The 25,608-nt window shown below is 68.9% G+C and carries 26 protein-coding genes and 1 tRNA gene; 12 read left to right on the forward strand and 15 right to left on the reverse strand.

Going from position 1 to position 25,608, the window contains the following annotated elements; all coding sequences use genetic code 11:
- Positions 1-2: 2 nt before the first annotated feature.
- Complete coding sequence (locus tag ACYVF3_RS01920; RefSeq protein ID WP_461152557.1) at positions 3-359, forward strand: YybH family protein; 357 nt, start codon at positions 3-5, stop codon at positions 357-359.
- A 301-nt stretch (positions 360-660) separates the two neighbouring features.
- Here ACYVF3_RS01920 and ACYVF3_RS01925 read toward each other — a convergent pair whose 3' ends face one another.
- Entirely contained in the window at positions 661-2,574 is a 1,914-nt protein-coding gene (locus tag ACYVF3_RS01925) for a UvrD-helicase domain-containing protein (RefSeq protein WP_461152558.1), read from the reverse strand.
- Between the two features lie 106 nt (positions 2,575-2,680).
- On the reverse strand, positions 2,681-4,339 hold the full coding sequence (locus ACYVF3_RS01930) for a DUF885 domain-containing protein (protein ID WP_461152559.1): 1,659 nt from the start codon (positions 4,337-4,339) through the stop codon (positions 2,681-2,683).
- Between the two features lie 76 nt (positions 4,340-4,415).
- Here ACYVF3_RS01930 and ACYVF3_RS01935 point away from each other — a divergent pair, with 76 nt between their 5' ends.
- The 5 genes from ACYVF3_RS01935 to ACYVF3_RS01955 all read left to right on the forward strand — a co-directional run bounded on the left by ACYVF3_RS01935 (position 4,416) and on the right by ACYVF3_RS01955 (position 8,644).
- Entirely contained in the window at positions 4,416-5,237 is an 822-nt protein-coding gene (locus ACYVF3_RS01935; protein WP_461152560.1) for a GNAT family N-acetyltransferase, read from the forward strand.
- A gap of 209 nt (positions 5,238-5,446) precedes the next feature.
- Positions 5,447-6,697: an MFS transporter gene (locus tag ACYVF3_RS01940; protein ID WP_461152561.1), complete on the forward strand. Its 1,251-nt coding sequence runs from the start codon at positions 5,447-5,449 to the stop codon at positions 6,695-6,697.
- Between the two features lie 83 nt (positions 6,698-6,780).
- Complete coding sequence (locus ACYVF3_RS01945; protein WP_461152562.1) at positions 6,781-7,017, forward strand: DUF6158 family protein; 237 nt, start codon at positions 6,781-6,783, stop codon at positions 7,015-7,017.
- Positions 7,010-8,353 carry an NAD(P)/FAD-dependent oxidoreductase gene (locus tag ACYVF3_RS01950; protein WP_461152563.1) on the forward strand — a complete coding sequence of 448 codons (1,344 nt, stop codon included), beginning with the start codon at positions 7,010-7,012 and terminating at the stop codon, positions 8,351-8,353. The genes ACYVF3_RS01945 and ACYVF3_RS01950 overlap by 8 nt, the downstream gene beginning before the upstream one ends.
- Before the next feature lie 218 nt (positions 8,354-8,571).
- Positions 8,572-8,644, forward strand: a tRNA-Ala gene (locus ACYVF3_RS01955).
- 129 nt (positions 8,645-8,773) lie between these two features.
- Here the strand turns inward: ACYVF3_RS01955 and ACYVF3_RS01960 are convergent.
- From ACYVF3_RS01960 to ACYVF3_RS02000, 9 genes are all read right to left on the reverse strand, one after another.
- Positions 8,774-9,976 (reverse strand): tyrosine-type recombinase/integrase, encoded by a 1,203-nt coding sequence (locus ACYVF3_RS01960; RefSeq protein ID WP_461152564.1) that lies wholly within the window; start codon positions 9,974-9,976, stop codon positions 8,774-8,776.
- 52 nt (positions 9,977-10,028) lie between these two features.
- Positions 10,029-11,075, reverse strand: coding sequence for an AAA family ATPase (locus ACYVF3_RS01965; RefSeq protein WP_461152565.1), 1,047 nt, complete (start codon positions 11,073-11,075; stop codon positions 10,029-10,031).
- The gene (locus ACYVF3_RS01970; RefSeq protein WP_461152566.1) at positions 11,072-12,016 is read right to left on the reverse strand and encodes a bifunctional DNA primase/polymerase; all 945 of its coding nucleotides are present in this window, start codon (positions 12,014-12,016) and stop codon (positions 11,072-11,074) included. Before ACYVF3_RS01970 ends, ACYVF3_RS01965 begins: the two co-directional genes overlap by 4 nt.
- Positions 12,017-12,250: 234 nt before the next feature.
- The gene (locus ACYVF3_RS01975) at positions 12,251-14,467 is read right to left on the reverse strand and encodes an FtsK/SpoIIIE domain-containing protein (RefSeq protein WP_461152567.1); all 2,217 of its coding nucleotides are present in this window, start codon (positions 14,465-14,467) and stop codon (positions 12,251-12,253) included.
- A complete protein-coding gene (locus ACYVF3_RS01980) occupies positions 14,467-15,504 on the reverse strand; it encodes a hypothetical protein (protein WP_461152568.1) in 1,038 nt (345 codons plus the stop codon). The genes ACYVF3_RS01975 and ACYVF3_RS01980 overlap by 1 nt, the downstream gene beginning before the upstream one ends.
- Positions 15,501-15,773, reverse strand: coding sequence for a hypothetical protein (locus ACYVF3_RS01985; protein WP_461152569.1), 273 nt, complete (start codon positions 15,771-15,773; stop codon positions 15,501-15,503). The genes ACYVF3_RS01980 and ACYVF3_RS01985 overlap by 4 nt, the downstream gene beginning before the upstream one ends.
- A gap of 90 nt (positions 15,774-15,863) precedes the next feature.
- On the reverse strand, positions 15,864-16,046 hold the full coding sequence (locus ACYVF3_RS01990; protein ID WP_461152570.1) for a hypothetical protein: 183 nt from the start codon (positions 16,044-16,046) through the stop codon (positions 15,864-15,866).
- A gap of 81 nt (positions 16,047-16,127) precedes the next feature.
- The gene (locus ACYVF3_RS01995) at positions 16,128-16,442 is read right to left on the reverse strand and encodes a WhiB family transcriptional regulator (protein WP_461152571.1); all 315 of its coding nucleotides are present in this window, start codon (positions 16,440-16,442) and stop codon (positions 16,128-16,130) included.
- A complete protein-coding gene (locus tag ACYVF3_RS02000; RefSeq protein ID WP_461152572.1) occupies positions 16,439-16,675 on the reverse strand; it encodes a helix-turn-helix domain-containing protein in 237 nt (78 codons plus the stop codon). Before ACYVF3_RS02000 ends, ACYVF3_RS01995 begins: the two co-directional genes overlap by 4 nt.
- Before the next feature lie 221 nt (positions 16,676-16,896).
- Here ACYVF3_RS02000 and ACYVF3_RS02005 point away from each other — a divergent pair, with 221 nt between their 5' ends.
- Positions 16,897-17,241 carry an XRE family transcriptional regulator gene (locus tag ACYVF3_RS02005; RefSeq protein ID WP_461152573.1) on the forward strand — a complete coding sequence of 115 codons (345 nt, stop codon included), beginning with the start codon at positions 16,897-16,899 and terminating at the stop codon, positions 17,239-17,241.
- An 8-nt stretch (positions 17,242-17,249) separates the two neighbouring features.
- Here the strand turns inward: ACYVF3_RS02005 and ACYVF3_RS02010 are convergent, their stop codons facing one another.
- Positions 17,250-17,450, reverse strand: a complete 201-nt coding sequence (locus ACYVF3_RS02010; protein WP_461152574.1) for a hypothetical protein — start codon at positions 17,448-17,450, stop codon at positions 17,250-17,252.
- 156 nt (positions 17,451-17,606) lie between these two features.
- On the opposite strand from ACYVF3_RS02010, the gene ACYVF3_RS02015 reads away from it, so the two are divergent.
- A complete protein-coding gene (locus ACYVF3_RS02015; protein WP_461152575.1) occupies positions 17,607-18,725 on the forward strand; it encodes a hypothetical protein in 1,119 nt (372 codons plus the stop codon).
- Here the strand turns inward: ACYVF3_RS02015 and ACYVF3_RS02020 are convergent.
- From ACYVF3_RS02020 to ACYVF3_RS02030, 3 genes are all read right to left on the reverse strand, one after another.
- The gene (locus ACYVF3_RS02020; protein ID WP_461152576.1) at positions 18,722-19,273 is read right to left on the reverse strand and encodes an NUDIX hydrolase; all 552 of its coding nucleotides are present in this window, start codon (positions 19,271-19,273) and stop codon (positions 18,722-18,724) included. The genes ACYVF3_RS02015 and ACYVF3_RS02020 overlap by 4 nt on opposite strands.
- A gap of 111 nt (positions 19,274-19,384) precedes the next feature.
- Positions 19,385-19,882: a hypothetical protein gene (locus ACYVF3_RS02025; protein WP_461152577.1), complete on the reverse strand. Its 498-nt coding sequence runs from the start codon at positions 19,880-19,882 to the stop codon at positions 19,385-19,387.
- Positions 19,883-20,665: 783 nt separating this feature from the next.
- The gene (locus tag ACYVF3_RS02030; RefSeq protein WP_461152578.1) at positions 20,666-21,415 is read right to left on the reverse strand and encodes a FadR/GntR family transcriptional regulator; all 750 of its coding nucleotides are present in this window, start codon (positions 21,413-21,415) and stop codon (positions 20,666-20,668) included.
- A 172-nt stretch (positions 21,416-21,587) separates the two neighbouring features.
- On the opposite strand from ACYVF3_RS02030, the gene ACYVF3_RS02035 reads away from it, so the two are divergent.
- Genes ACYVF3_RS02035 through ACYVF3_RS02050 form a run of 4 tightly spaced genes read left to right on the forward strand, consistent with a single transcriptional unit; the run spans position 21,588 to position 25,606 of the window.
- Positions 21,588-23,042: a sialate:H+ symport family MFS transporter gene (locus ACYVF3_RS02035; protein ID WP_461152579.1), complete on the forward strand. Its 1,455-nt coding sequence runs from the start codon at positions 21,588-21,590 to the stop codon at positions 23,040-23,042.
- 29 nt (positions 23,043-23,071) lie between these two features.
- Positions 23,072-23,992: a dihydrodipicolinate synthase family protein gene (locus ACYVF3_RS02040; RefSeq protein WP_461152580.1), complete on the forward strand. Its 921-nt coding sequence runs from the start codon at positions 23,072-23,074 to the stop codon at positions 23,990-23,992.
- Positions 23,989-24,921, forward strand: coding sequence for an ROK family protein (locus tag ACYVF3_RS02045; protein ID WP_461152581.1), 933 nt, complete (start codon positions 23,989-23,991; stop codon positions 24,919-24,921). Before ACYVF3_RS02040 ends, ACYVF3_RS02045 begins: the two co-directional genes overlap by 4 nt.
- On the forward strand, positions 24,911-25,606 hold the full coding sequence (locus ACYVF3_RS02050; protein ID WP_461152582.1) for an N-acetylmannosamine-6-phosphate 2-epimerase: 696 nt from the start codon (positions 24,911-24,913) through the stop codon (positions 25,604-25,606). The genes ACYVF3_RS02045 and ACYVF3_RS02050 overlap by 11 nt, the downstream gene beginning before the upstream one ends.
- The last annotated feature ends 2 nt before the right edge of the window (positions 25,607-25,608 follow it).

The raw sequence follows: 25,608 nt of genomic DNA on the forward strand, positions 1-25,608 counted from the left end.
AGATGCGTGAGAAGGCCCGCGAACCGGAAGACCTGACCAGGCTGTTCGTCGAGCGCAGCAACGCGGGTGATGCCGAGGGGGTCGCCGAGCTCTACGAGGAGGACGCCGTCATGGCCTACCCGCCCGGGAAGACGACGGTCGGCCGCGAGGCCATCCGCGAGCTCTGGGCGGAGGTCCTCGCCCACCGCCCCCGGTTCGAACCGGAACCGCCGTTGCCGACGTTGATCAGCGGGGACATCGCGCTCACCTCGACCCCGCCCTCGGACGGGACCGGCGCGCGAGCCCAGGTGGCCCGAAGGCAGCCCGACGGCAGCTGGCTCCGGCTCCTCGACCAACCCGAGTTCCGCCCGGCGCCCTGACGAGTCCAAACCGAGCCATGATCATGTCCGAAATGTCGGCTCAGTTTGGACTAAGGGGTCGTTTCAGGATGCGGCGGAGCCGTTGTTTCAGGTGTGGGACTCAGCTGGCACCGCCGCGGGTTCTCACACGTCGTCTGGCGAGTACGCCGCGACGCCGTGTATTGGCATACATCAGGAGTGGCGCACGGAGTCCAGGCGGCGTGTGAGGTTCCGCTACCCGCACCGCCAAGCAAGGTGATTCTGCAACGACCCCTAAAACTGGGACCTTGCCGGGGACGCGCGGGCCGTGACGCGTGGAACGTCAGCTCGTGCGGGTCAGGTGGGAGAGCCAGAGGTGGTCCTGGGCCCGGGTCATCGCCACGAGCCGACGTCGCTCGTGCGCCTCCCGGTCCTCCCGGGTGCCCTCCGGCGGAGCGGGTTCCGCGGGGAGGAACACCGTGCGGAACTCGGTTCCCTTGGCTTGCAGGACGGTTCCGACGAGGGTGTCGGAGGTGTCGCGACCGTCCCAGCCCGCCAGGGGTAACGCCTTGACACCCGCCTCGCGCAGCACGTCGAGCCAGTGCTCCGTCGCGGCCTCGGTCTCGGTGATGATCGCCGCCGACGACTCGTCGTCGAGCGTGAGGAGTGCGCCCAGCAGCGCCCGTTCCTGGTCGTGGCCGTGCCATTCGACGACCCGGCCGCCGCTGCGGACCGCGAGCGCGCCGCTCAACGGCAGCGACGGCCCGTCGTCGTAGCGGTTGACCGCCTCCACCTGGCCGGCCCGCTCCAGCACCGAACCCCGGTTGCGGTAGTCGTGGCGCAGGACCTCGCCCCGGCCGTGCAGCGAGATCCCGGCCTCCGACAAGCGCCATCCGCCCGTCGACGCCTGCTGCTGCCCGTCCCCGACCAGCAGCAGCTGGTCCGGTTCGTCGCCGCTGATCGCGTGCGCCAGCCGAAGCCCGACCAGCGTCAGCTCCTGCGCCTCGTCGACCACCACCGCGGTGTACTGCCGGGGCAGCGGGCGTCGTTCCAGCTCAGCCAGAGCGCGTCTGAGCACGTCGCTGTGGTCGAACACGCCGCGCTCGGAGAGCTCCCGCTCGTAATCGCAGTAGAAGCGCCAGGCGTGGGAGCGGAAATCCGTTGGCAGCGAACCACCTCGGCCCTTGCGGGACGCGGTCCGGTAGGCGTCGAAGGACGAGACGCCGCGACCCTTGATGACCCGGTCGATCTCGTCCTTCCAGTACTCCGGCGAGTTCCGGATGCCGGGCAGCACCTCCTCGCGCGACCACACCGCGTCGAAGGCCCGCCGCACTTCCTTCTCGTCGACCTCCGCCGGACGTCCGCGCCCGGCCAGGAAGTCGCGAGCCCACGAGTGCAGCGAGCAGAACTCGATCTGCCCGGACAGCTCCGGAGCCATCTGCCCGAACCGGCCGGCCGCCCGCTCCGGAACCTGCGCCAGCGGCGCGGTGTAGAGGAGCTTGCCGTGGCCGCGCCGGGCCAGGAACGCCAGCCGGTGCAGCGCGAGCGTGGTCTTGCCGGTCCCGGCAGGGCCGCTGATCTGCGCCGGACCGGAGAAGCTGCGCCGCACGGCACCCAGCTGGGCGTCGTCGAGGAAGTACCGCCAATCCCGGAAGGGTTGCCGGGCCGATGCCGCGACCTGCTCCTGCAACACCTGTGGAACGGTGCCGCGCTGCTTGGGGATGCGCTGGGAGTTCCACATGATCGGCGTCAGGTCGAAGGTGCGGCTGTCGAGGTGCTTGGCCAGCGCCAGCGCCTCGTCCGGGGTCAGGATCCGCTCGCCGCGGTGGAGCAGCCGGTCCAGCTCGTCCTCGGTGATCGCCAGGTGGTCCGTGCTGCGGCCCTTGCGGCCGGTGTGCTCGACGGGGTGCACCACGACGGTGCGCAGCACCGACTCGCTGAGCATCCCGGAACCGATCGACGCGCCCGCCAGCAGCTCCGCGGTCCACACGAACGCCGCGCGCGAGTCCTCCCAATCCGGTTCGGTCTCGCGCAGCAGCACCACCAGCACGCCGATCCTGCCGACCAGCACCAGATCCGGGCGCTGCCGCGGGGTGTGCGGGGCGAACTGGTTGAGCAGCGGGTACCAGCCGTTGTCCCGTTCGACCGCGAAGCGCTGCAGCACCCGCTTCTGCCACGACGGCAGCGGCCGGTCCCGCAGCTGCATCTCCGCTTCGCGCCGGAGCAACTCCTGGCGGTGGTGGAAACTCCCGGTCACGGTGCCTCCTGACCAGTTCCTCCAAGCCTGATCGCGCGCAGAAGTGGACACGCTCGGTATCGAGATTAATGCGTTGCGTGGCGAATTCGAGCGTGTTGAGGTCGCGTCACCTGGATGTAGCAGGCGGCTGATCCTCGACCAGGAACTCCAATGTGGAGATCGGCAGCGCACCGTGCCCGAGGACGGTGTCGTGGAACCGGCTGATGTCGAAGTCCGCGCCCAGCCGGCGGCGCGCGGCGTCCCGGATCCGCTCGATCTCCAACCGCCCCACCAGGTACGACAAGGCCTGGCCGGGGTAGACGATGTAGCGGTCGACCTCGGAGGCGGCCTCCAGGTCCGACAACGTGGTGCTGGAGATCATCGTCTCCAGGGCGCGCTGCCTGCTCCAGCCGAACTCGTGCAGACCCGTGTCCACCACCAGCCGCGCCGCCCGCAGCAGGTCCTGCACGACCATGCCCAGCCGCATCAGATCTCCGGAGTACAACCCCATCTCGTCGGCCAGCCGCTCGGTGTAGAGCCCCCAGCCCTCGGTGTAGGCGTTGAACCCGGTGAGCCTGCGCAGCAGCGGCAGGTCGGTGAGCTCCTGGGCGAGGCTGATCTGCAGGTGGTGCCCGGGAACGACCTCGTGGAAGGCGATCACCTCGGAGGCGAACCGGGGCCGCTGGTCGGCGCGCACCGTGTTCGCGAAGTACACGCCGGGACGCGAACCGTCCAGCGCCGGGGACATGTAGAAGCCCATCGGCGTGCTCTCCGACGGGGTTCCGGGAACCGGTCGCACCTCGCACGGCTGCTGCGGCAGTCTCCCGAACCAGCCGGGCGAGGCCGCCGTCGCCCGCTCGACTGCCTCGCGCGCGGCGGCCAGCATCTCCTCCCCGTCGTTCCAGCACAGCGACCGGTCGGTCTGCATCCGCCGCAGCACCGCCTCGGGATCGCCCTCGCCCCAGAGCCGTTCGCCGAGTTCGGAGATCTCCGCCCGCAGCGACGCCAGCTGTGCGCTGCCGATCTCGTGCAGCTCGCCAGGGGTGTGCTCGGTGGTGGTGTGGGCGTGGATGAGTCGCTGGTAGATCTCGTGGCCCTCGGGCATCCAGCACAGGCCCGGGCGGTCGGCCGGGCGCGCGTGCGGTGCGATCTCGCCCGCCAGCGCCTCCCGGTACTCGGCCAGGGCGGGGTTCACGACGTCGCGGATCAGGCGCTCGCGCTGGTCGGCGTGGGTGTCCGGAAGGTGCTGGGTCAGCAGCGGATCCAGCTCGGGGCGGGCCAGGTGGCCGTCGAGGTGCGCGATCGCGTCGTCCAGCAGCGGCCGCACCGGCACCCGACCGGCGCGGACCCCGTCGCGGTGGCGTTGCGCGGCAGCGGCGGTGAAATCTGGGATGCGGGCGATGCGCCGCAGGTAGTCCTCGGCCTGCTGATCTCCGCTCACCGGAACCTGCCCGAGGTTGAACAGCAGACCGGCCACCGGTGCGAACAGGTTGCCGATCACGGTGTACTCCGGCGAGCGGGCGTCGAGCCGGTCGACCGTGGCCTGCGCGTGCTGCACCACGACCGCGACGGTCAGCCGCGTCTCCAGGTCGGCGTGGGTGGTGTCGACGGCCATCGTCCGCACCCGGATGTCCTCGGCGTGCTCCCGCTGGGCGAACTCCGCCGCGGACGAGATGTCCGGCAGCAGGTGGTCGCGGCCGGGCAGACCGTAGAGCGAGGCCCCGATCGGGTCGGAATCCAGTTCGAGGTCCAGGAGCTCTTCGGCGAGCTGGTCCGGCGTCGTCACGCGACAATCGTGCCCCTTCGGACCGACATCCGGCAGGGTGGCGCGTTCGGAGCCCGGGCGAGGGGACAATGGAGCAGTGGACCCGCTGCACGATCCGGACGACGAAACCCTCCTCGACCCCAGGCAGGCCCGCGACCTCGCCGGGCTGATCGAAACCGCACGTCTGGCCTCGGCCGTGGTCCGCTACGGCGTGCGCACCCGGGTCGGCGTCGCGTCGGTGGTGCTCAACCAGGACAACCCGCTGCCGGTGGCCAACCACGCGTGCGCCCTGTGGGGGACCGGCGCCCAGGTCGCGGGCACCCTGATGGAGTTGGAGCAGGTGTTCGCCGAGGCAGGGCGCTCCGAGGCCGTCGTGTACGCCTCGCCGACCACGGTCGGCGAGATCGAGGGCATCGCCGACGACGCGGCGTGGCGCGCGGTCGAGGAGCAGGTGGTGCTGCTGCACCGCAGCCGGGGGTTCAGCCGCGGCCTCACGCGGCCTGCCGAGGACCGCGACATCGAGGGGATCGCCGAGCTCTACGCCGACGAGACCGGCCTGTCCGAGGAGGGCGAGCAGCGGCTGGCCCGGCACCTGGGGCACCGCGCGGACGAAGGACGCGGCGTGCTGCTCGTCGTCGACGATCCGGGTGTCGACCGGATCGCGGGTTTCGTCCAGGGATTCGTCGAACGGGGCGTCGGGCTGGTCGAACAGGTCGTCGTGCGGCCGGGTCGCCGTCGCCGGGGGTATGGCCACGAGCTGGTCACCGAGGCGTCGGAGGAGCTGCGGCGCATGGGCGCGATGCTGGTGGCGGGCCACGCGGAGGAGGGCGGCACCGCTCAGCGCTTCGCCGAAGCGGTCGGCTTCGACGTCGCCTACGGCGTCACGGCCTACGCGCGCAGGATCGACGACTTGCTCTGATCCGCGTCCCACGCGCTCTGCGGGAGCTTCGCGTGCCTGTCGCGCGTGGGTGGTGGGGAAGTTTTCATGAAAACTTCCCCGTCCCACGATCCGGACAGCGGCCGGTCGGGTGAGGTGCGCGCCACGAAAGCGCGCAGGAGGAATTTCGGCGGTGCGGGGCGGCGTTGGTGTTCGTGGCTCGCACTGTCGAAAATTCCGGGAGGAAGCCTGTGTCCAGCGGCTCAGCGTCAGAGAAGACCACCAAGAGCCCGGGCGTCACCTCGCTTCCCCGTGAGATCTGGATCCTCGGCGCGGGCAGTTTCATCGTCGCCGTCGGCATGGGCATCGTCGCTCCCGCGTTACCCGCGTTCGCCACGAGTTTCGACGTCGGGGTGACCGCGGCCGGGTTCATCGTCAGCGCGTTCGCGATGATGCGGCTGCTGTTCGCACCGCTGAGCGGTCGCCTGGTCTCGGCGGCGGGCGAACGCACGATCTACGTCATCGGCATCACGATCGTCGGCATCAGCAGCACCGCGTGCGCGTTCGCCGACTCCTACTGGCAGCTGCTGGTCTTCCGCGCGCTCGGCGGCATCGGGTCGACGATGTTCACCGTCGCCGGCGTGGGCCTGCTGATCCGGCTCTCCCCACCGCACCTGCGCGGACGCGCCTCCGGCGTGTGGGCGACCAGCTTCCTGCTGGGCAACGTCTCGGGCCCGATCGTGGGCGGCGTGATGGTCGGCTACTCGCTGCGGCTGCCGTTCGTCACCTACGGCCTCGCGCTGTTCGTCGCGGCCTTCCTCGGCTGGTTCCTGCTGCGCAAGTCCACCCTCGCCGCTCCGCTGGGCGATGACGCGACACCGTCGATGCCGCTCGGCGAGGCGATGCGCACCCGCTCCTACGTGGCGGCGCTGCTGTCGAACTTCGGCAACGGCTGGGCGGTCTTCGGCGTCCGGATCGCGCTGGTCCCGCTGTTCGTGGTGGAGGCGTTGAAGGCGCCGCAGTCGATGTCCGGAATCGCCCTGTCGGTGTTCGCCGTCGGCAACGCGGGTGTGCTGCTGCTGTCGGGCCGGATGACCGACCGGCACGGCCGCAAGCCGATGGTGCTGATCGGCCTGGCCGTGTCGGGCGTGGCCACGGCGTCGCTGGGCTTCACCACATCGGTTCCGATGTTCCTGGCGGCGTCGCTGATCGCGGGGATGGGCGCGGGCGTGCTCAACCCGGCGCAGAACGCGGCGGTCGCCGACATCATCGGCGGCAACCGGCGGGGCGGGACGGTGCTCGCGACGTTCCAGCAGGCCGCCGACCTCGGCGCCATCCTGGGCCCGCTGATCGCCGGAGCCCTGGCCGACACCGTCTCCTACCAGGCCGCGTTCCTGGTCACCGGTGCCACGGCGGCGCTCGGGCTGCTCGCGTGGGTGCGCGCTCCGGAGACGCGTCCGCTGCCGGGTTCGGGTGAGGCGCAGGTGCGCGCGGCGGCCTGAGGTGTCGATCGTCCTCGTTGCGGGTACCCGTGGGGCAACGCCACCGGCGTTGCGGTTGGCCCTGCCCGATGTGGGAGGACGACATGAACATCACCGGTATTCCGGGGCATGAACTGACGGAGGACGTGCTGCTGCAGGAGCTCGGGAACCTGCACCAGACGCGCAACGAGACGTTCCTGCACGGCTCGCCCGACGCGTTGCGCGAGCACACCGCGCGCACGTTCGAACTGGAGCAGGAGTACTTGCGCCGACACCCCGAGCGAGCGGTCGACCCGCGTCGCACGCGCTCCGGGGCACGGGGGGAGTCGCAGCATGCGTGAACCTCGCGTGGTGATCATCGGTGGCGGGCACGTCGGGCTCACGCTCGCCCTCCGCCTGCAGAAGAAGCTGGACGACGGCGAGGCCAGGGTGACCGTCATCGACACCCAGCCGCACATGACCTACCAGCCGTTCCTGCCGGAGGCCGCCGCAGGCTCGCTGGAACCGCGTCACGTGGTGGTGCCGCTGCGGGAGGCGTTGCGCCGGTGCGAGGTGCTGACCGCGCAGGTCAACCGCATCGACCACGCCAACGGGTGCTTGACCGCGACGTTGGGCGACGGGCAGGCGGAGACGATCGACTTCGACATCCTCGTTCCCGTTCCGGGTTCGATCTCGCGGGCGCTCCCGATCCCCGGCTTGGCGGAGGAGGGCGTCGGTTTCAAGACGATCGGCGAGGCGATCTTCCTGCGCAACCACGTTCTGTCCAGGTTGGACATCGCGGCGAGCACGGAGGACGAGCACTTGCGCCGCAGGCTGCTGACGTTCCTGTTCATCGGTGGTGGTTACGCGGGGATCGAGGCGCTGGCGGAGTTGCAGAGCATGGCCCGCTACGCGATCCGCAGCTATCCCCAGCTCTCCGAGCACGACATGCGCTGGGTGCTGGTGGAGGCGATGGGCCGGATCATGCCCGAGGTCAGCCCGCACATGGGCGAGTACACCAAGCAGCAGCTGGAGAACCTGGGTATCGAGGTCCTGCTGAACACCACGGCGAAGTCCCTTGTGGACGGACATGTGGAACTGGGTGACGGTGAGACCTTCGACGCCGACACGATCGTTTGGACCGCCGGCGTCAAACCGCACCCGATGCTGGAGGACAGCGACCTGCCCAGGGATTCCAAGGGGCGCCTGGAGTGCACGACGAGGCTGCAGGTCAAGGGCGCCGACAACGTGTTCTCGGCAGGCGACTGCGCCGCGGTCCAGGACCTGACCAGCAGTGATCCGGAGGCGCTGACCAGCCCGTCGGCCCAGCACGCGGTCCGCCAGGCGAAGCTGCTGGCGGACAACATCGTCGCCCAGCTGCGCGGCGAACCGCTGCAGGAGTACCGCCACAAGCACGCGGGCTCGGTCGCCGGCCTGGGTCTGTTCCGGGGTGCGGCGGAGGTCTACGGCATCAAGCTCAAGGGCCTCCCGGCCTGGCTGCTGCACCGCGCCTACCACCTGATGAAGATGCCCACGACGTCCCGCAAGGCCAGGATCCTCGGCGACTGGCTGCTGGAACTCCCGTTCCGCCGCCAGGTCGTGGCCCTGGGCGAACTCCACGACCCGAGAGCGGAGTTCGTCAAGGCCGCCAACACCCGAGGCCTGCCCAAACCCAGGGGTACGACAGCAGCAGGCTGATCGAAGTGACCGTCCTCACGGAGCCCGGACGCCTCCGTGAGGACGGGTACCGTCAACGACGAAGCGAGACCCCTTATCCGCAGGTCAAGGCGCATCCGTCGGCGCCACGCGCGTTCCGGGGACCCCCCTGAAATCATCCCCGAACGGCTGTTGTACTGTATTGGCACACGAGATGAGCGGGGCGGAAACAAACCGAACACCTCGGGACAAAAGAACAAGGGGCTGTGGCGCAGCTGGTAGCGCACTTGACTGGCAGTCAAGGGGTCAGGGGTTCGAATCCCCTCAGCTCCACCCACTAAGAAGGCCGGTTACTGCGGAGAAATCCCAGGTAACCGGCCTTCTTGTTGTTCCATTGTGGTCAGTCCGCCTCGATCATGCCCTGCCTGTTTGTGGACCATCCGTGGACCAAACAGCCCTAGATCAGCTGGCCTCGGCCTGCGGACCGTGGTCCGTGCGACGCAAGTGAAGCGAGAGCAGATTGCCCGCGTCCGTGACCGAGCGGCGGTCCGGGTGGATGTAGCGCTGGGTCGTGGTCAGCGAGGCGTGCCCCGCGATCTTCCGCAGATGGTGCACGGGCACCCCGGCGTCGGCCATCCATGTGAGCCCTGTGTGGCGGAGGTCGTGCCGACGCAGGTGCTCGTAGCCGAACCGCGGCACGACCTCGTCCCAATGCGTCGCCTCGCGCAGGACGGCCGTGACGATCCGCCCGCCGCGCGGTCCGGTGAACAGCCGGGCATCCGGGTCGCCATCGGTCTCGGCGATGCGCCGGGCGACGAGCTCACGAACCTCCTCGATGATCGGTACGACGCGTGCCCGCTTGCCCTTGGTGCGCTTGTCCACGAGGCCGCCGGGTGCGGTGGTGGTCTGGCGGCGGATCGTCCATTCCCATGTCGTGGTGTCGATGTCGCGGACCCGGCACCCGGACACCTCGCCGATGCGGGCTGCAGTGCAGGCCGCGAAGACCACTACGTCGCCCCATCCGCGGTACTCGCGGTGCGAGCGCTCTACGAGGGCGGCGGCGAGGCGCGTCAGAATGTCCCAGTTCGGGAGCGCGAGCGAGCGCGGGTCATCGAGTTCGTCCTCGGCCTGCTTGAACTCGTGTTGCCATCCGGTCACCCGCGCGGGGTTGCGGTCGATCAGCCCGTCCCGCATGGCCTGCTCCATGATGCGGACCAGAACGGCCGAACTGTTCTTGATGGTGGACATGCTCTGCCCGTCCGCAATCCAGCTGTGAAGCGCGCGATCTACCGCGCCATTGGTGACCATCCGAACGGGGATGTGCCCGAGCGTCGGCACCACACGCTTTCGCCACCCGGCCAGATATGGGTCTCGGGTCTTGGCTTCAAGGCCGCGCAGAGCGAGTTCCATGTTGGCCTCCCCGTATTCTGCGAGGCTCTGGGTCGCTGCCCTTGGGTCGATTCCAGCGGCGGCTGCCTGCCGCATTCCGTCGATCCATTCCTCTGCTTGGTCAACGGTTTGGCACGACTCGGACATTGAAGTGCGCTTGCCCGTCGCCGGATCGGTCCACCGAACTCGGGCGCGGTATGGCGAACGCCGATTCGCCAGGTGCTCAATGTCGCCTTTGAGGTCGATGCCGATCGGTGCGCGCTTCAAGCTGGCCACGGGGGTTCCCTTCGGTCGGATTTGGTGACAGGTGCGCGGTCGGGTGTCACCGCTATTCGCACTGGTCAGAGGCGTTCGGTGACGGTGGTGACAGGGGTGACAGGTCGGACGCGGAGCGGGCGTCACCGACATCGGTCGGTCGGTATTTCCCGTTGGCGCTGTGCAGCTGACCGTCGGCCGCCATTCGTCGGCAGGTCTGCTTCACTGAAGCGAGGTCGATCCCGGTGCTTGTCGAGATCGCAGTTGGTCCCATGCCGGGACTTTCGCGGAGGCAGCGCAGGATCGTGGCGCGCGTGTCGTGCAGCGTGTGGTCGCTCGCAGGGCCTTCCAGCAATTGCCACGCACCGGACCCGGAGTGGAAAGCCAGCCCGTATTCGGACTCGTCGACATCGCGGCCGGTGACGTTGAGAACGCCGTCAGCCTGGTTCCGCCCGCGCTTGAGCACGAGCACTGCGTCTGCAGCACCGGCAATGCCGTTCGTTCCCGAGACCTCGGCTAGGAAGTCTTCTGAGGCCATCTTGCGAACGTGGTGAACAAGAACCAGGGCGACGCCGTAGTCGTCGGCAATCCGTTTGGCGCGCGACACGGCGGCGTAGTCCGCGTCGTAGGCGGCCATTCCTTGGGGCGTTGGTCCTCGCATCTTGGCGAACACGTCCAGCACGACCATGCGGGCATCGGGATGCTGGTCGAGCCATGCGGCGATGGCCTGATCTCCCCCTGCCGGCAGTGTCGGGCACGTCGTCGCGAGGGTGAGCCCAGCAGGGGCCGGTTCGCCGCCCAACAGCTTGCCCATGCGGGTCTGCAACCGGCGAGGGGTGTCCTCTAGAGCGAGATAGAGCACCGGGCCGGGTTCGACGTCAAGCATGTCGAACGCTCGGCCACCCGAGGCGACTGCGAGGGCGAGCCCGAGTGACATCCAGGACTTGCCGACCTTGGGCGGCCCGGCCAGCACGTTCAGGCCTTCGGCGACGATGCCGGGAACGGCCCAGCGCGGTTCGGGAAACTCGGCCGCCATAAGGCTGTCGGCGGTCCAGGCCCCGGCGAGGGCCTCGGCCGGGTGCCGTTGCAGCGGCCGCACATTGTCGGGCTGAGTGCTCATGCGGCGACCTTTCGGGGGCGTTTGGCCCCGGCCCGCAAGCCTGAGGCGATGGTGCGGTGTGCTTGCTGCCAGCCGTAGGCACGCGCATCGACGTGCAGCCGGGCGGCGCCGGTGAGGACCGCGGTCACCTCGTGGTCGGTCAGCGCGCCACCGGCTACGAGCTGACCAAGCGCGGCGGCGGCGCAGTAGAGCGCGAAGTTGCGTTCCCCAGCCGTCGCGTTGGCGATCCGGTCCAGCTCGCCCCTGATCGCTGCGGCGACGTACTGGCCGTGTCGATTCGGGTCTGCTGCGACGACCACCGGCCGCTGTTCAGGCATCGGGGGCGGAGTGAGCCGAGCGACCAGCCAGGCAGGCAACGGCGCGGGCGGGACGTCAGAGGTCACGCGGTACCGGCCACCGGCCCGAATCGAGCCCGGGCCGATGACGTAGCCGCCGTGCGCTCGGGTGTCGATTCCCCATCCGAGGCCGCTGCCGCGCTCGCCCTGGGTGTTGCGCAGCTCAATGCCCTCGGGCGCGGTGAAGTACAGGTGCGTTCCACCGGAGTGGGTCTCGGCAGTGAACGTTTCGAGCGGTGGCTGCTGCTGGGCGTCGGCGCAGACGATGAGGAAGATGTCCATGCCGGTCTCCGCGCCCTGATCCGCCCAATGCGGCGGCACTGGCTTGCCCGGCTTGGGCACATCGAGGTCGATCACCACGAGGCCAGCCGGACCGGTGGCAATGCCGACGTTGTAGTCCGAGTACGCCCAGCACCGCCGGATCCGGTCAGAGTCGACGGTCGCCCGCTGCTCTGGCGTTCGGTGCCCCGAAGTGCACGGCCCGGCGCTCGGGCAGTTCGCTGCACCGTGAAGCGCGGGCCAACGCCCACCCGGAACAACCGGGAACACCGGCCAGCCGCGCTTGGCAGCCCACAGAGCAGCTTCCGTCAGAGCCGACTCGTTCATGGCGACGTCCTCCTGCTAGTTGGTTGATTACTGTGGGTGTCTTCTCTGGTGGGCGGTCGGGTCGGGGAGGGAGGGGGGTGTGGCCGGGCCGGTGACCCTGTTTTCGTGGTTTCTGGGCCTGTTTTGGGCGCACGGGTCCCCGGCCTCCCTGCGGAGGTTCATTGCTGGTGGTGACGGGGAGGATGGGCCGGGGAGTCGGATGGGGAGAACTCCCCGGATCCCCGGTGCCTCCCTCTAGTTCGCGGTTTCGTCGCCGTCGCTGGTTTCGTGACGCTCGGTGATGGCTTGCCGGACGGCGTCGGCGGAGACCTGCATGACGCCACCGGACTTGTAGGGCTCGGCGTCGGCGTCGGCGAGGACTTCACGCAGGGCCGTGAAGGTCCAGTCCCGGTAGGCGTGCGGGTTGAGCTCGGCCAGCCGCTGCAGGACCTCCTGGGTGCGCATCCGGGCCTTGTCACCGATCACCGTGGCGATGTCGGCCAGCGGGTCCAGCTGCTCGCCGTCGTCGGTGGGCTGGGCGGCGGTGTCGGCGGGCTGCTGCCCCTCGCGCAGGGCCAGGGCACGCTCAACGACCGGTGTGACCTGGTCGACGCCCTTTTCCCGCTTGACGTAGAACGCGCGCAGCAGGCCGGGCCGAGAGGCAAAGCCACTGGCCATGGCGGTGCCGACGTCCTCGCCAGGCACGAGGCTGGTGGCGGTGATCCCCTGCTTGTGCGAGCCGGTGCCCAGGATCGCGTCGTTGGCCTGGTGGTCACCGATCGCGAAGCACACCCGGTGGCTGGTGGTCTTGGCCAGATCACGCGGCAGCGACTCCGCCGACGGAGCCGGGGTCACGAACACCAGCGTGATGCCGCACTTACGGGCCTTGGACATGACCTTGATAGCCAGCTGCTTGGCCTCTTCCCCGTACTTCTCGTGGCGGAACAGCTCCTGGCACTCGTCGAAGACCACCACACGCGGCCGCATGCGCGGGTCGCGCTCGGCGATGTCGCGGGTCAGCTTGACCTCATCGCCCCCGAGCTCGGAGAGGATCTTGCCGCGCTCGGTGACCTCGGAACGCAGCGCCCGCAGGGCCTCCATCGCCTTGCCGATCTGCTCGTCCTCGTCACCCTTCACGAGCCTGTTCAGACGGGGCTCCATCGGGTCGTAGTCGGCGTTGAACGCCATCACGAACACGTCCAGCTCGACCAGCGGATCGAGCATCGCGCCCAGCAGCATGTTGACGACGATGGAGGTCTTGCCCGAGCCCATGATTCCGGCGATGCCGTAGTTGGCGGCCATCAACTTGCCCGCGATGACGTCGCCGCGCTGGTCGATGCCGACCGGCACGCCCTTGAAGTAGTCGGTGGTCCCGTCGTCCAGCAGCGGCCAGGGATCGACCGGCCCGTGCAGGATGCCCTGGTGAGCCACCCACAGGTCCAGCACGCCGGGCTTGTTCTTCGGCTCGGTCGGCCACACCTCCACCGGCAACCGCACGAGGTTGTGGGCGAGGACGTTCTTCTTGTCGGCGATCATCTCCACCGTCACGCCCTGCGGCAGCTCGACCTGGGTGCGGTAGCCGCGGCCGTCCAGGGCGGTGCCCTGCACCCAGCGCGGCACCCACCCCTCCTTGAAAGCCCTGTTCAGAGCAGGAATCCCGAGGTTGCGCAGAGCCGAGAGGATCGCGCCCTCATCCGGCACCACGTCGCGGGCCTCGCCCTCAGTGGGGCCCATCCACTGGGGCAGCGTTTCGGCCTCGCGGCCGGTCTTCCACGCCGTGTAGCCCAGCGCCAGGCCACCAAGCCCGAGGGCGGCCGGTGCCCAGGTCGCGGCCCAGACGAACACCGAGGCCGCGTCCTGCAAGAACGCCCACCAGCCATCGGTCCACACGCTGTTGAAGTCCCCGCCGCCGGGCACCATCCACGCGCCGATCGCGAACACCAGCACCGCCAGGCTGATTGCCAGCACCGCGCCCGGCAGGGCGACGGCGGTGATTCCGGCGACCTTGAGCTGGAGCAAGATGCGCTGCCAGCGGGCGTTGCTGGACTCGCGTTTCTGCTGTTCAAGAGTGGCGACGGTGCCGTAGTCACCGGCCGCGCGGGCCTGGCGGATCGCGGCGGTGATGTCGCGGTGCATCAACCGCCCCACCGCCCGGCCGCTCAGCACCCACGCCCCGCCCACGGCGTAGAGACCGTGACGCAGCGCCTCCTGACCAGCGGTCGCAGCGGCCTGCTTGGCCTTGCCCGCCAGGGCCGGAGGGATGACCGGGCCACGTCGCACCAACTCACCAGCCGGAGCGCCCTCGGAGTCGAGGACTTCGCCCTCCAACACGGTTCCGCCAGCGGAAACCGAGTCGTCGGTGAGGCGTTCCGCGGTCGCGTGCACGGCTTCGGACTCGGGCTGCTCGGTGGTGCCGGGGAAGGTGATGATCTCAGCGGAGTGGTCGAGGTGCTGTTCGTTGGGGGTGCTCATCACGCACTCACCTCCTGCTCGTGCTTGAGGGCGTCGCGCAGCCACATGCCGATCGGGGCACCGACGCGGTGACCGTGGTTCCTGAGGTACTGGCGGATCGACTTCACGCCGCTGGTGATCTGCCCGGCCTCGTAGGCCTCGCGCACGGCGGGCAGCAGCTGGCGGGCGCGGTCGAGGTCAACAGTGGACAAAGTCGATTCGGGCTGTTCAGAGCGGTTCTGAAACCCGGCCTGGTTGTCGGTCTCGGTGTGGTGCAGGCCGATGTAGGCCGCCCAGATCACCGGCAGGGTGTGGACCAGCAGCACGACCATCGCCGGGCCGACCGAGTGCACGAGCAGGCCGCGCACGAACTCCATGAACGGGTGGCCGACGAACCCGGCGGGGAGGCTGGTCCAGCAGTTGAGGGTGACGGTGTAGGCCAGCGGCACGACCTGCGCGGCGGTGACCCACCGGCCCTCGATGGCCGCGCCGCGGGTGGCCAGGTAGGCCTTGGAACCCATGACCGTCAGCAATGCGGCGGAGATCAGCGGCTCCACACCCCACGCCAGCCACCAACCCGCGGTGCCGTGCGGGACTCCGAGGGCGGCGGTGTGCTGGACGTTGGCCGTCGACCAGCCCAGGGCGATCAAGGCGGCGAGGAAGCCCACGATGTTGGCCCACCGCTGGGCGCGGGCATCGCGCAGGGCGATGCGGGCGGGGTTGGCCAGCTCGCGGCGCTTGTCCTCCGCGTCGCGGGAGTCCTGCCGCAGCTTGCGGGTCGTCTCCGATTCAACGTGCGTCTCGGCGTGCTGGGCCTGCAACGCCGCCAGGTGCTCCCGCTCGGCAACCTCCTCCTCGAGGGCCTGCACGCGCTGGGTGCGGCCCAGTTCGTCGGCGTTCGTGGCGGGCACGTCCGCCTCCATCTGGTCGGTGGTGTTCTCGGGGGTGATGGCCGGAATCGGCTCGGTCACCGCGCCCTGCTCGGCGGCGGTGGCGGGCAGGTAGATGCCCGAGCGGTGTGGCCGGTAGTCCTCGATCTGGGCGACCTCGGTGCTCATGCCGGCACCCCCTTCCGGATCCGAGGCGCAGGCACCGACGCCCCAGCCGAGTCCAGGGCGAGCATCAGTCCGCGCAGCACGACGATCAGCAGGAATCCGGCCAGCGCCACCGTGCGGACCAGGCCGCTCCCGATGGCCAGCAGGCCGATCAGCAGGGCGGGCAACACGGCCCGCCAGGTGACAACCAGGGCAGCGACGGCGAGCACACCGGCCGCAGCGGCCAGCAGCAGCACGCCACGCGCACCGAGGTTGAGCAGGTTCTCTAGCATCAGAAGTTCCCTTCCGGGTTGCTTCGAATCGGGTGGGGAACCCGGCCCAGCAGGCGTTCTTGGCGGAGTGACTGCTGGGCCGGGGCGGGGCTACCTGCCCTGCTTGTTCAGGGCTTCGCAGGCCGGGCAGTCGGGGCCGGTGCGGGGCAGGAACCAGGTGTCGCTCACGGCCCTGTTTCCCGGGATCTTCATGCCGCACAGGGTGAACATCGATCCGTCCCACCAGGACTTTTTGACGATCCGGTGCCAGGGCTGCTGGTCGCGCTTGCTCATTGCGGTTTCTCCGTTCGTTGTCTGGTCAGCTGTGCAGCGAGAGCGATTAGCCCTCGGTCAGGTCGGTGGCGTGCTGTGCCATCACGCCGCCACCTCCCCGCCCTGCTGGGGTCGGCGACGCTCGGCGCGGATCTTGCGGCGCCGCTTCTCGGTCGTGCCGCCCCAGATGCCCCACTCGCCGTCGCGCACCGCCAGCTCCAGGCAGGCGTCCCGCACCGGGCAGCGATCGCAGATCTCGATCGCTTGCCGGGCCAGGTCCACCCGGCCCGTTTCCGGGAAAAAGACCTCCGGGTCGGTCTCCGCACACTCCGGAGCCGAACCGAACTCAGCGCCCGGCAGGTTGGTCAGTACCCGGTACAGGGCTCCCCGGGCGTCGGTCCCCGCCTGCGTGCTCATGCGACCGCCTCCTCGGCGACGTTGTGCTCGGGCAGCGGGGCCATTCCCAGGCTCGTGAGGTACTCGTTCAGCGCTTGTGCCGGAATGCGGATCGCGCCCTTGCCGAAGCCGATCCGCACAGACCCGAGGTGGTTGGACTCGATCAGCCGGTAGACGGTCGAGATGTGCACGTCCAGAACCTCAGCGACTGCCTTCACCCGGAACATCTGCGTGGAAGTGCCGTTGAACTGCATCTTTAGTGCTCCCTGCTCTCGATCTGTGCCCCGCCTGGTGGCGGGTCTTTACTTCGTTGCCCCGGTTGTCTGCGATCTCTGCGAAACCTGACAACCAATGCGAGTACTAATACAACAACTAAAACTAGTCATGTCAAGCACGATCGTGCCCAAGGGCTGGAAGATCGTTCAGGATTAGGGCTAGTGTTGGCGGTGATATCCGCAGCTCACGAGGGGTGCCGATGGCGAAGGACTGGGACGCCGTAGCCGGGGCGATTAACGCCCGAATGGACGAGCTGGAGCTGACGCAGCAGGAGGTCGCCAACCGAGCTGGCGTGGCACTGCAGACCGTCCGCGAACTTCAGCACAACCTCATCCAGCGCAACCGCACGGCCAGGACGCTCGAAGCGATGTCCGTCGCCCTCGAACTGCCGCGCGGCCACCTCGGTGCTGTCCTCAAGGGACGAACGCCGTCGGTGAGCGACCAGCCTGCCGATTCCGAGGCGGCGATCGAGGACCTCCGGACCCAACTGGCGAACGTCACCGAACGGCTCGAAGCGCTTGAGCGGCGGGTGGCTCGCGAGTGAGGCCGGGGTCACCCCAGCACCTCTCCGAAGAACAAGCCGAGTGCGTCCGCCAGGTGGCCGACGAAGGCCGCACCGTTCTTCGCCCACTGGGCGGCTTCGGTCGGGTGCTGGACCACCATCACGAGCAATGCCAGCGTGACCGCCGCTCCGAGCAGTTTCTTCCCGGCTCCGCCGCCGGTCTTCATCATCGGCATCGAGCTCTTTCCCATGACAACCTCCCAGTTCGTGGTGTTTGCTTGTTTCGCTGTCTTGCTTCAAGAATCGGGGCGAAACAGCGCGTTGAGTAGATGAGTCGCTGGTGAGTCAGGGGTGAGGCGACCCGACTCACCAGGCCCTGAACTGGGGAAACGCTGAGGGGCTTGCGAGTGAGTGACACCGATACGACGCCGCTAGCGCGGGCGCGGGCGACTGCCGGCATGAGTCAGACCGAGGTCGTCGCGAAACTCCGAGCGATCCGCAAGCGGCGCGGCCAGATGCCGCCGAAGGACAGCAGCCTGAAGCGGATGTACGTCGATTGGGAGCGGGGACGCGTCGATCCTGTCGAGTGGCGGGACGAGCTTGCCGAGGTGTTCCAGCTGCCCGTCTCGGCCCTCGGGTTGGTCGAGGTCGAGCCTCCGCCGATGTCCCTCGACACTGGGCCGACGCTCGAAGTCTCGCGAATTGATCCGGATCTCATCGGGATGCTGGAAGCGCAGACCGACCACTTTCGACTCATGGACCGGAAGGTCGGCGCGGCGATCATTCCGCAGACCGTTGCCCACGTCGAATACATGCAGCAGATGTTGCGGAATGCCTTGCCAGGAAGGCATTTCTCCTCAGCAGCGGTCGCTCTGGCCGAAGGTGCAGCACTCGCGGGCTGGCAATCGCTCGATGCTGGCAAGGTTACGGAGGCGTGGAACCTGCACGACATTGCGCGTACAGCCGCTAGGCAGGGTGATGATCCGGCCTCGCTTGCGCACGTGACTGCGCAGCAGGCGTACGCGCTGCTCGATGCGGGCAGAGCGAGCGACGCCGTTGAGCTCGTGCAGTACATCAACACGCCAGGTTCGCTCGGCAAGGTTCCGCCGAGACTGAGGGCTTGGCTCACCGCCGTCGAAGCGGAGTTCCTTGCGGCGGCGGGGGAGGGGGACCGGTCGAGACGCCTTCTCGACGACGCTGCCGAGATCCTGCCAAACGGCGACGTCGACCCGGAGCTGCCATATCTGATGCTCAACCAGACGCATCTCGCTCGGTGGCGTGGGCATTGCCTCGCTCGTCTCGGCGCGTCTGAGGCTGTCGACGACCTCACGTCAGCCCTCGACGGAGATCAGGCACTCAACTCGCAACGCGCTGAAACGAGCCTGCGCACAGACCTGGCGCTGGCTCTTCGGCAACGCGGCGATGTTGCCGAAGCGAAGGAGCACGCACAGCGGGCACTGGACCTGGCAGGAAAAACCGGGTCCGTTCGCCAACGGACCCGGATCACCGAACTGCTGACGGACTAGCCGAGTTTCGGTGGAAAAGCGAGGATGTGCAGGAGTCCTACCAGTGCTCCGGAGTTTTGTACCTGTCCTTTCTGGATGATTTCAGGCAGTTTCGCAAGCGGAACCCACTCGAACTTTCCCTCATTCAACTCCGTGGCGTCGGCAATCCGTTCGGCACCGAGACCGAGAAAGACATGGTTCGGGTTGCGCAGCATCCCAACCGCGGGTTCGAACTTGATGATGGGTTCGAGGCTGCGAGGGCGGTAGCCGGTTTCCTCGACCAGCTCTCGCAGCGCAGTGTCACGAGGCTCCTCGCCAGCGTCGATGATTCCGCCCGGCAGCTCCCAGTTCCAGATGTCAGGCGCGAACCGGTGCCGCCAGGACATGAGTACGTTCTGACGCTCATCGTCGACCAACACCGTCATGGCCGGAGCTGGGAACCACACCGTGTGGTGCTCGAACCGCTCCCCGGACGGCTGCGAGATGTCCGCCAACCCGACGCGGACCCATTTGCTCTCGTAGACGGTGCGTTCGCCGTAGACCTGCCACTTGGACTCTTCCTCGCTCACTGGTACGGCCCTCTCCCTCGACCTCATCGCGCTGCACGTCCGTGCCGCCAGTCTTCCACCCGCGAGGCGAGATCCGGGTGCCGACGCGGTCAGCGAAGCGGAGATCCTAGATCAGGACTTTTGGCCCGCTTGCCGCTGTCGATGAGCTCGTCGTTCGCGCTCCATACGCCGCTTCTCTTCCTCCAAGCGATCTGGTAGGTCCCTTGCTCCGTAAGCGGCGCGAGCGGCGACGCGCTCCACAATCCCGTGGTCGTCGATGTGCTGGCCGAATAGTTCGGAGGCTGTGGCTGCGATGTTCGCAGCCTGGACAGCAGGTGCCCACCGGGAGATTAGGTCCATCAGCTCGGGGAAGCTGTCTACCAGCACGTATGGGGACAAGACACTGGCATCGTGCACCTGAAGAAGGTACTGCCACCTGCCCTCGAACTTCCGCCGCCACGACTGCAGGCTCAACTCGCCAGCCTCCTCGCCGAGCGATAGGAACTCCTCCCACCCTCGGGAACTCATGAACTCGGCGACGTCGGCTCCATCAGGACAGTCCGCAAGGATGTCCGTTGGCTCCCAGCCCCCGGCCTTCAGGTGACTGTCCATGCCCTTCTGCGCCGTCACAGGCTCAAGTCCCTCCTCGTTGCGTGAATAGTCGCCTCACGATCATGCCGCCCTATCGGCATTGGGTCGACCTTGATTGCTGGAACAGAGGGGGCGCTGAGATCCCTGCTGGGCCGTCCTCGGGTGGGCCGTTGGCCGGGATTGCCCGCGCCCGGTCGTCGGCAGAGCGCCGCTGTCATCGGGCCTTGAGGCCGCCACTGACGGACGCTCGGCCCACTTCGTAGGCCCATATAGGGCTCATTCGAGACGCACGAAGCTGTCACCACTGTCACTTCTGTCACCAAATTGCTTTGAGCAGCAAAAACGAAGGTGACAGACTCGGTGACAGGAGGGTGACACTGCCCGCTCGGGGGCGAGCCCCCCTCTGTTCCAGCCCCCCCTGCTTGTGGACCATCCGTGGACCGAGGGCGCAGAAGAGGATGCGAAGTAGGAGGACGCCAGCAGCCAAAGAGGCTCGCGCAGTTCGCTGTTTTCGCAGGTCAGCTTTCCCGTACGAACTGGCAGTCAAGGGGTCAGGGGTTCGAATCCCCTCAGCTCCACCCCATTGACCAGGGCCGATGCTCCCGAGCATCGGCCCTGGTTCGTGTGTGCCTGTCTATCTGCTCGTCTAGCGCGGCGAATTGGCGCCAGGCGCGGTTTCACCTCTGTCGGGCGGATTCCAGGGACGGTTCCCAGAGCGTGGCATTCGGCGAGACGGACCGGCGATGAATCAGCAGCTCCCCGGTCGGCTCGCAACGCGGACTGCCGGGGGCTCAGGGCAACTGCGCCTCTCCCCGCGCCGGTTCAGTCGGATCGTTGGTCCAGGGAGCGCTTGATGGGTTCGTAGTGGGTGGTCACCGCATGGCGGAAGCGTTCGGCGTCCCCTGCTTCCGCGGCTTCCAGCATCTCGCCGTGGGCTCGTGCGGTTCGTTCGAGGTCCATCGCGACGGAGACGCCGAGCTTGGGGACCACCGCTGTGTGCACGTCCCAGAACGCGCCGACGAGTTGTCCGACCAGGGAGTTGTCGAGGCGGGCCAGGAGGCCGGTGTGGAAGGCGCGGTCCTCGTTCGGGAACGGCGAACCGCCGGTGGCCTTGGTGACCATCTCCGTGACCAGTGCGTGCAGCTCCGGGTTGGTGGTGCCGCGGAAGGCGTCCACGATGCGCTCGGACATGGCGAGGTCCAGGGTCAGGCGCAGGTCGATCACCTCGCGCAGGGCGCGGAGGTCGTCGCCGGGGACGAGAACGCCTCGGAAGACCAGTGATTCGACCAGCGCGTCGAGCGACATGTTGCCCACGAACGTGCCGTGGCCGTGCCGCACCTCGACGATGTCCAACGTGGACAGCTGGCGGACCGCTTCGCGGACGTTGGAGCGCGAGACCCCGAGGTGGTCGCACAGCTCGGCCTCGGTGGGCAGCAGGTCTCCCGGCCGCAGGCCTTCCGCGAGGATGTAGTCCTTGATCCGGTCGGCCGTCGTCTCCTGGCGCGCGGCGGACCGCCCGCCCGTCTTCGCGCCGGCGGGGCGTCCGCTCGACCGGCGGTTCGCAGTGCGCATCTGATCCACTCCTAGTCCTCCGCGTCCGGACCCTACCCGACGTAGGACATCAGACCTTTCGTCCGATCAGGCTTTACAGCACCCCGTTCCGGGATCTACCGTGCTGCAGACGTTAGACATCAGACATCCTACGTCGCGGAGCATGGCCTGCAAGGGAGCAGAGGTGCAGCACATGGACGGTGAGAAGGCGGAGGCCGCAGGGGACGTTTCCCTGCCCTGGTACCGGCAGCTCGAACGGAGTCAGTGGAAGGCGTTCGTCGCGGCGTGGATCGGGTACCTGCTCGACGGCTTCGACTTCGTCCTCATCACCCTGGTCCTGACCGAGATCAGCGCCGAGTTCGGCCTCACCGACGTGCAGGCTGCCACCCTGGTGTCCGCCGCGTTCATCTCGCGCTGGATCGGTGGCCTCGCGATCGGCGCCTACTCCGACCGCTTCGGACGGCGGTCGGGGATGGTGCTCAGCATCGCGCTGTTCTCGCTCGGCACCCTGGCCTGCGGGTTCGCACCCAGCTACGGGGTCCTGTTCGCGGCACGGCTCGTCATCGGACTGGGCATGGCCGGTGAGTACGGGGCCAGCTCGACCTACGTCATCGAGTCCTGGCCCACCCGGATGCGGAACAAGGCCAGCGGCTTCCTCATCTCCGGCTACTCGATCGGCACCGTGCTCGCGGCCGGCGTCTACAGCCTGGTCGTCCCGGCCTTCGGGTGGCGGGCGCTGTTCATCATCGGGCTCCTGCCGATCGCCGTCGCCGTGTGGCTGCGCCGCAGCCTCCCCGAGTCGCGGGACTGGAAGGAGCAGCAGGGCAAGGACACCGACGCCCCGCCGGTCACCGACACGCTCTTCGGCGGTCGGCGCACACCGGTGAACATCACCACCGGTGTCCTCGCGACCGTCGCGCTCGTCGTGATCTTCACCGCCGGCGGCGTCCCCACCTGGCTCGTCGCGGTACTCGGGCTGCTCGTGGCCGCTGTCTTCGTGTCCTACGTCGTCCAGTTCTCCGGCCCGCGCTGGCCCACCGGCCTGGCCGTCATGGTCATCGTGTTCTGCGCGTTCCTCTACTCGTGGCCGATCCAGTCGCTGCTGCCGACCTACCTCAAGACCGACCTGGGCTACTCCCCGGCCGAGGCCAGCCAGGTCCTGTCCTTCTCCGGGCTCGGTGCCGCCGTGGGCTGCATCGTCGCCGGGTTCACCGGTGACCGCTTCGGCACGCGCCGCGCCTACTGGGGCAGCCTGCTGATCTCGCAGATCGTGATCTTCCCGGTCTTCGCCGTGGGCGGATCGAGCCTCGTGCTCCTGGGCGTGCTGCTGTTCGTGCAGCAGGTCTTCGGGCAGGGCATCTCCGGCCTGCTCCCGAAGTGGATCGGCGGCTACTTCTCCATCAAGCAGCGAGTCGCCGCCCTCGGATTTCTCTACAACGTGGGCGCGCTCGGCGGAGCGGTGGCCCCGACCCTGGGCGCGACCCTCGGGGCGTCGATGAGCCTCGGCACCGCGCTGGCCGTGCTCTCCTTCTCCCTGACCACCGTCGTGCTGGTGCTGATCGGGATCGACGCTCCCGCTCGCCTGCAACGACTCCTGAGGCCCGACGCCGCCGACGCCCTCGACGGCGCCTCAGCCCGAACGTCCTGACCCCACAACGAGATCCACGAGGACATCAGATGACCACCGCCGCGATCACGGGCGTCGTCCCGCCCGTCTGCACCCCGCTTACCCCCGAGCTCGACGTCGACACCACCTCGCTCGAAAGGTTGCTGAACTTCCTCATCGAGGCCGGGGTGGACGGGCTGTTCGTGCTCGGATCCAGCGGTGAGACCGCCTACCTCGACGACCAGCAGCGCGCGACCGTCATCGACGTCGCCACCTCGGTCGCCGCCGGACAGGTCCCGGTCATCGCCGGAGCCATCGACATGACGGCGCCGCGAGTGCTCGCCCACGCCCGCGCGGCCGCGCGCGCCGGGGTCGACGCGGTGGTGGCGACCGCGCCGTTCTACACGCGCACGCACCCGGCCGAGGTCGAGCACCACTTCCGGACCGTGGCCGCGGGCGTCGACGTCCCCCTCTACGCCTACGACCTGCCCGTGTCGGTGCACACCAAGCTCTCCGCGCAGCTCCTGCTGCGGCTCGCCGAGGATGGCGTCATCACCGGCGTCAAGGACTCCAGCGGTGACGACGCCGGACTGCGGAGGCTGCTGCAGATGCGCGGTGAGCGCAGGCCCGTCGTGCTCACCGGATCGGAGCTGACCGTCGACAACGCGCTGGTCAACGGCGCCGACGGAGTCGTGCCCGGTCTGGGCAACGTCGACCCGCACGGCTACCTCGCGCTCGCCCGGCACGTGCGCGACGGTGATCTGAAGGCCGCGGCCGCCGAGCAGGACCGCCTCGCGGAGCTGTTCCGCATGGTCGAGGCCGGAGACCCCGCGCGGATCGGCCCCAGCTCCGCAGGACTCGGCTCGTTCAAGGCCGCCCTGCACCTGCGCGGCATCATCGACTGCCCGGCCGCCATGCCGCCTCAGCTCCCGCTCACCGAGCAGGAGGTCGCCACCATCCGGATCCTGCTCGACCAGGCGGGACTGCTGTGAGCGACGTCCTCATCGGCGTGGACATCGGCGGCACCGAGATCGTCGCCGGACTCGTCCACGACGGCGGCCGGGTCAGCGCCCGCCGCAGCCGCCCCACACCGCGCACCGGGGGCCGCGACATCGTCGAGCGGGCGAACGAGCTGGTCAGCGGCCTGCTGCGGGAGAGTCCGGAGCCGGTTCGCGCCGTAGGGGTCGGTGCTCCGGGCACGATCGACCCGGTCAGCGGGCGCGTGACCTCCTGCACCGACACCGTGCCGGGCTGGCTGGGCACCGAGATCGCCGGTCCGCTGTCGGAGCGGTCCGGGTTGCCGGTCGCGGTCGACAACGACGTCCGGGCCGCCGCGGCCGCCGTGGCGCTCGACGAGCAGGTCCGCGGGTTCGGCCGAGTCCTGTACGTGTCTTTGGGAACCGGCGTCGGTGGGGCGTTGATCGTCGACGGACAGGTGCTGCGGGGGCGGTTCGGCACCCACGGGGAGATCGCCCACCTGATCACGCCCGAGCCCGGCCACCTGCCCTGCGGCTGCGGGCGTCACGACCACCTCGAAGCCATCGCGGCGGGACCGGCGATCGCCGCCGCCTACACCGCCGCGAGGGACGACGCTCCCGCGCTCACGTTGCCCGAGGTCGCCTTCCGGCTCCGCGACGGTGACCAGCGCGCCGCGGCCGTCGTCGATCGCGCCGGACGTCTCCTCGGCAGGACCTTGTCCGGCCTGGTCACCGCGCTCGACCTCGACGCCGTCGTGGTCGCGGGCGGAGCGACCGGCCTCGGCGACCCGCTGCTCGGCCCGCTCGCTGAGGCGCTCGACGCCGAATCACGGCCACCCGCGAGGACGACACCCGTCCTGCGTCCCGCTACGCCCGACACGCCCGTGCTCGGCGCAGCACTGGTCGCCGCACACCACAGCCCGGAGGTCGTCCATGAGTCGTGACCGCGTGATCCAGCAGCTCGACGGCGGTCTGATCGTGTCCTGCCAGGCCGGGGAAGGGCACGCGCTGCGCGATTCCGCCACGATCGCGCGGATGGCGCGTGCCGCGGTCGACGGCGGCGCCCGCGCGATCCGCTGCGGCGGAGTCGGTGGTCTCGACGACGTCGCCGCCGTGCGCGAGGCCGTCGACGTGCCGGTGATCGGTCTGACGAAGCACGATCGAACCGGTGTTTTCATCACTCCCACGGTCGAGGATGCGGTCGCCGTCGCCCGCCTCGGTGCCGAGATCGTCGCGCTGGACGGGACCAGCCGTCCGCGCCCCGACGGCGTCGACCTGGCGACGGTGATCAAGGCCGTGCACGACGAGGGAGCGCTGGTCATGGCGGATGTCGCGACGCTGCCCGACGGCGAGCTCGCGGCGGCCGCCGGTGCCGACGTCGTGGCCAGCACGCTGTCCGGCTACACCGAGGACACCGCGGGCCGCACCGGGCCGGGTCCCGATCTCGCGCTCGTGGCGGGCCTGCGCGGTGCGCTCCCCGACCACGCGATCGTGGCCGAGGGGCGCTACCACTCGCCGTCGTCGGTCGCCGAGGCCCTGGAAGGCGGTGCGATGGCGGTCGTCGTCGGGACCGCCATCACCGATCCGTCCTGGATCACCCGATCCTTCGCCCAGGCCACGAGATCCTGACC

The organism is Saccharopolyspora tripterygii, assembly GCF_054778355.1.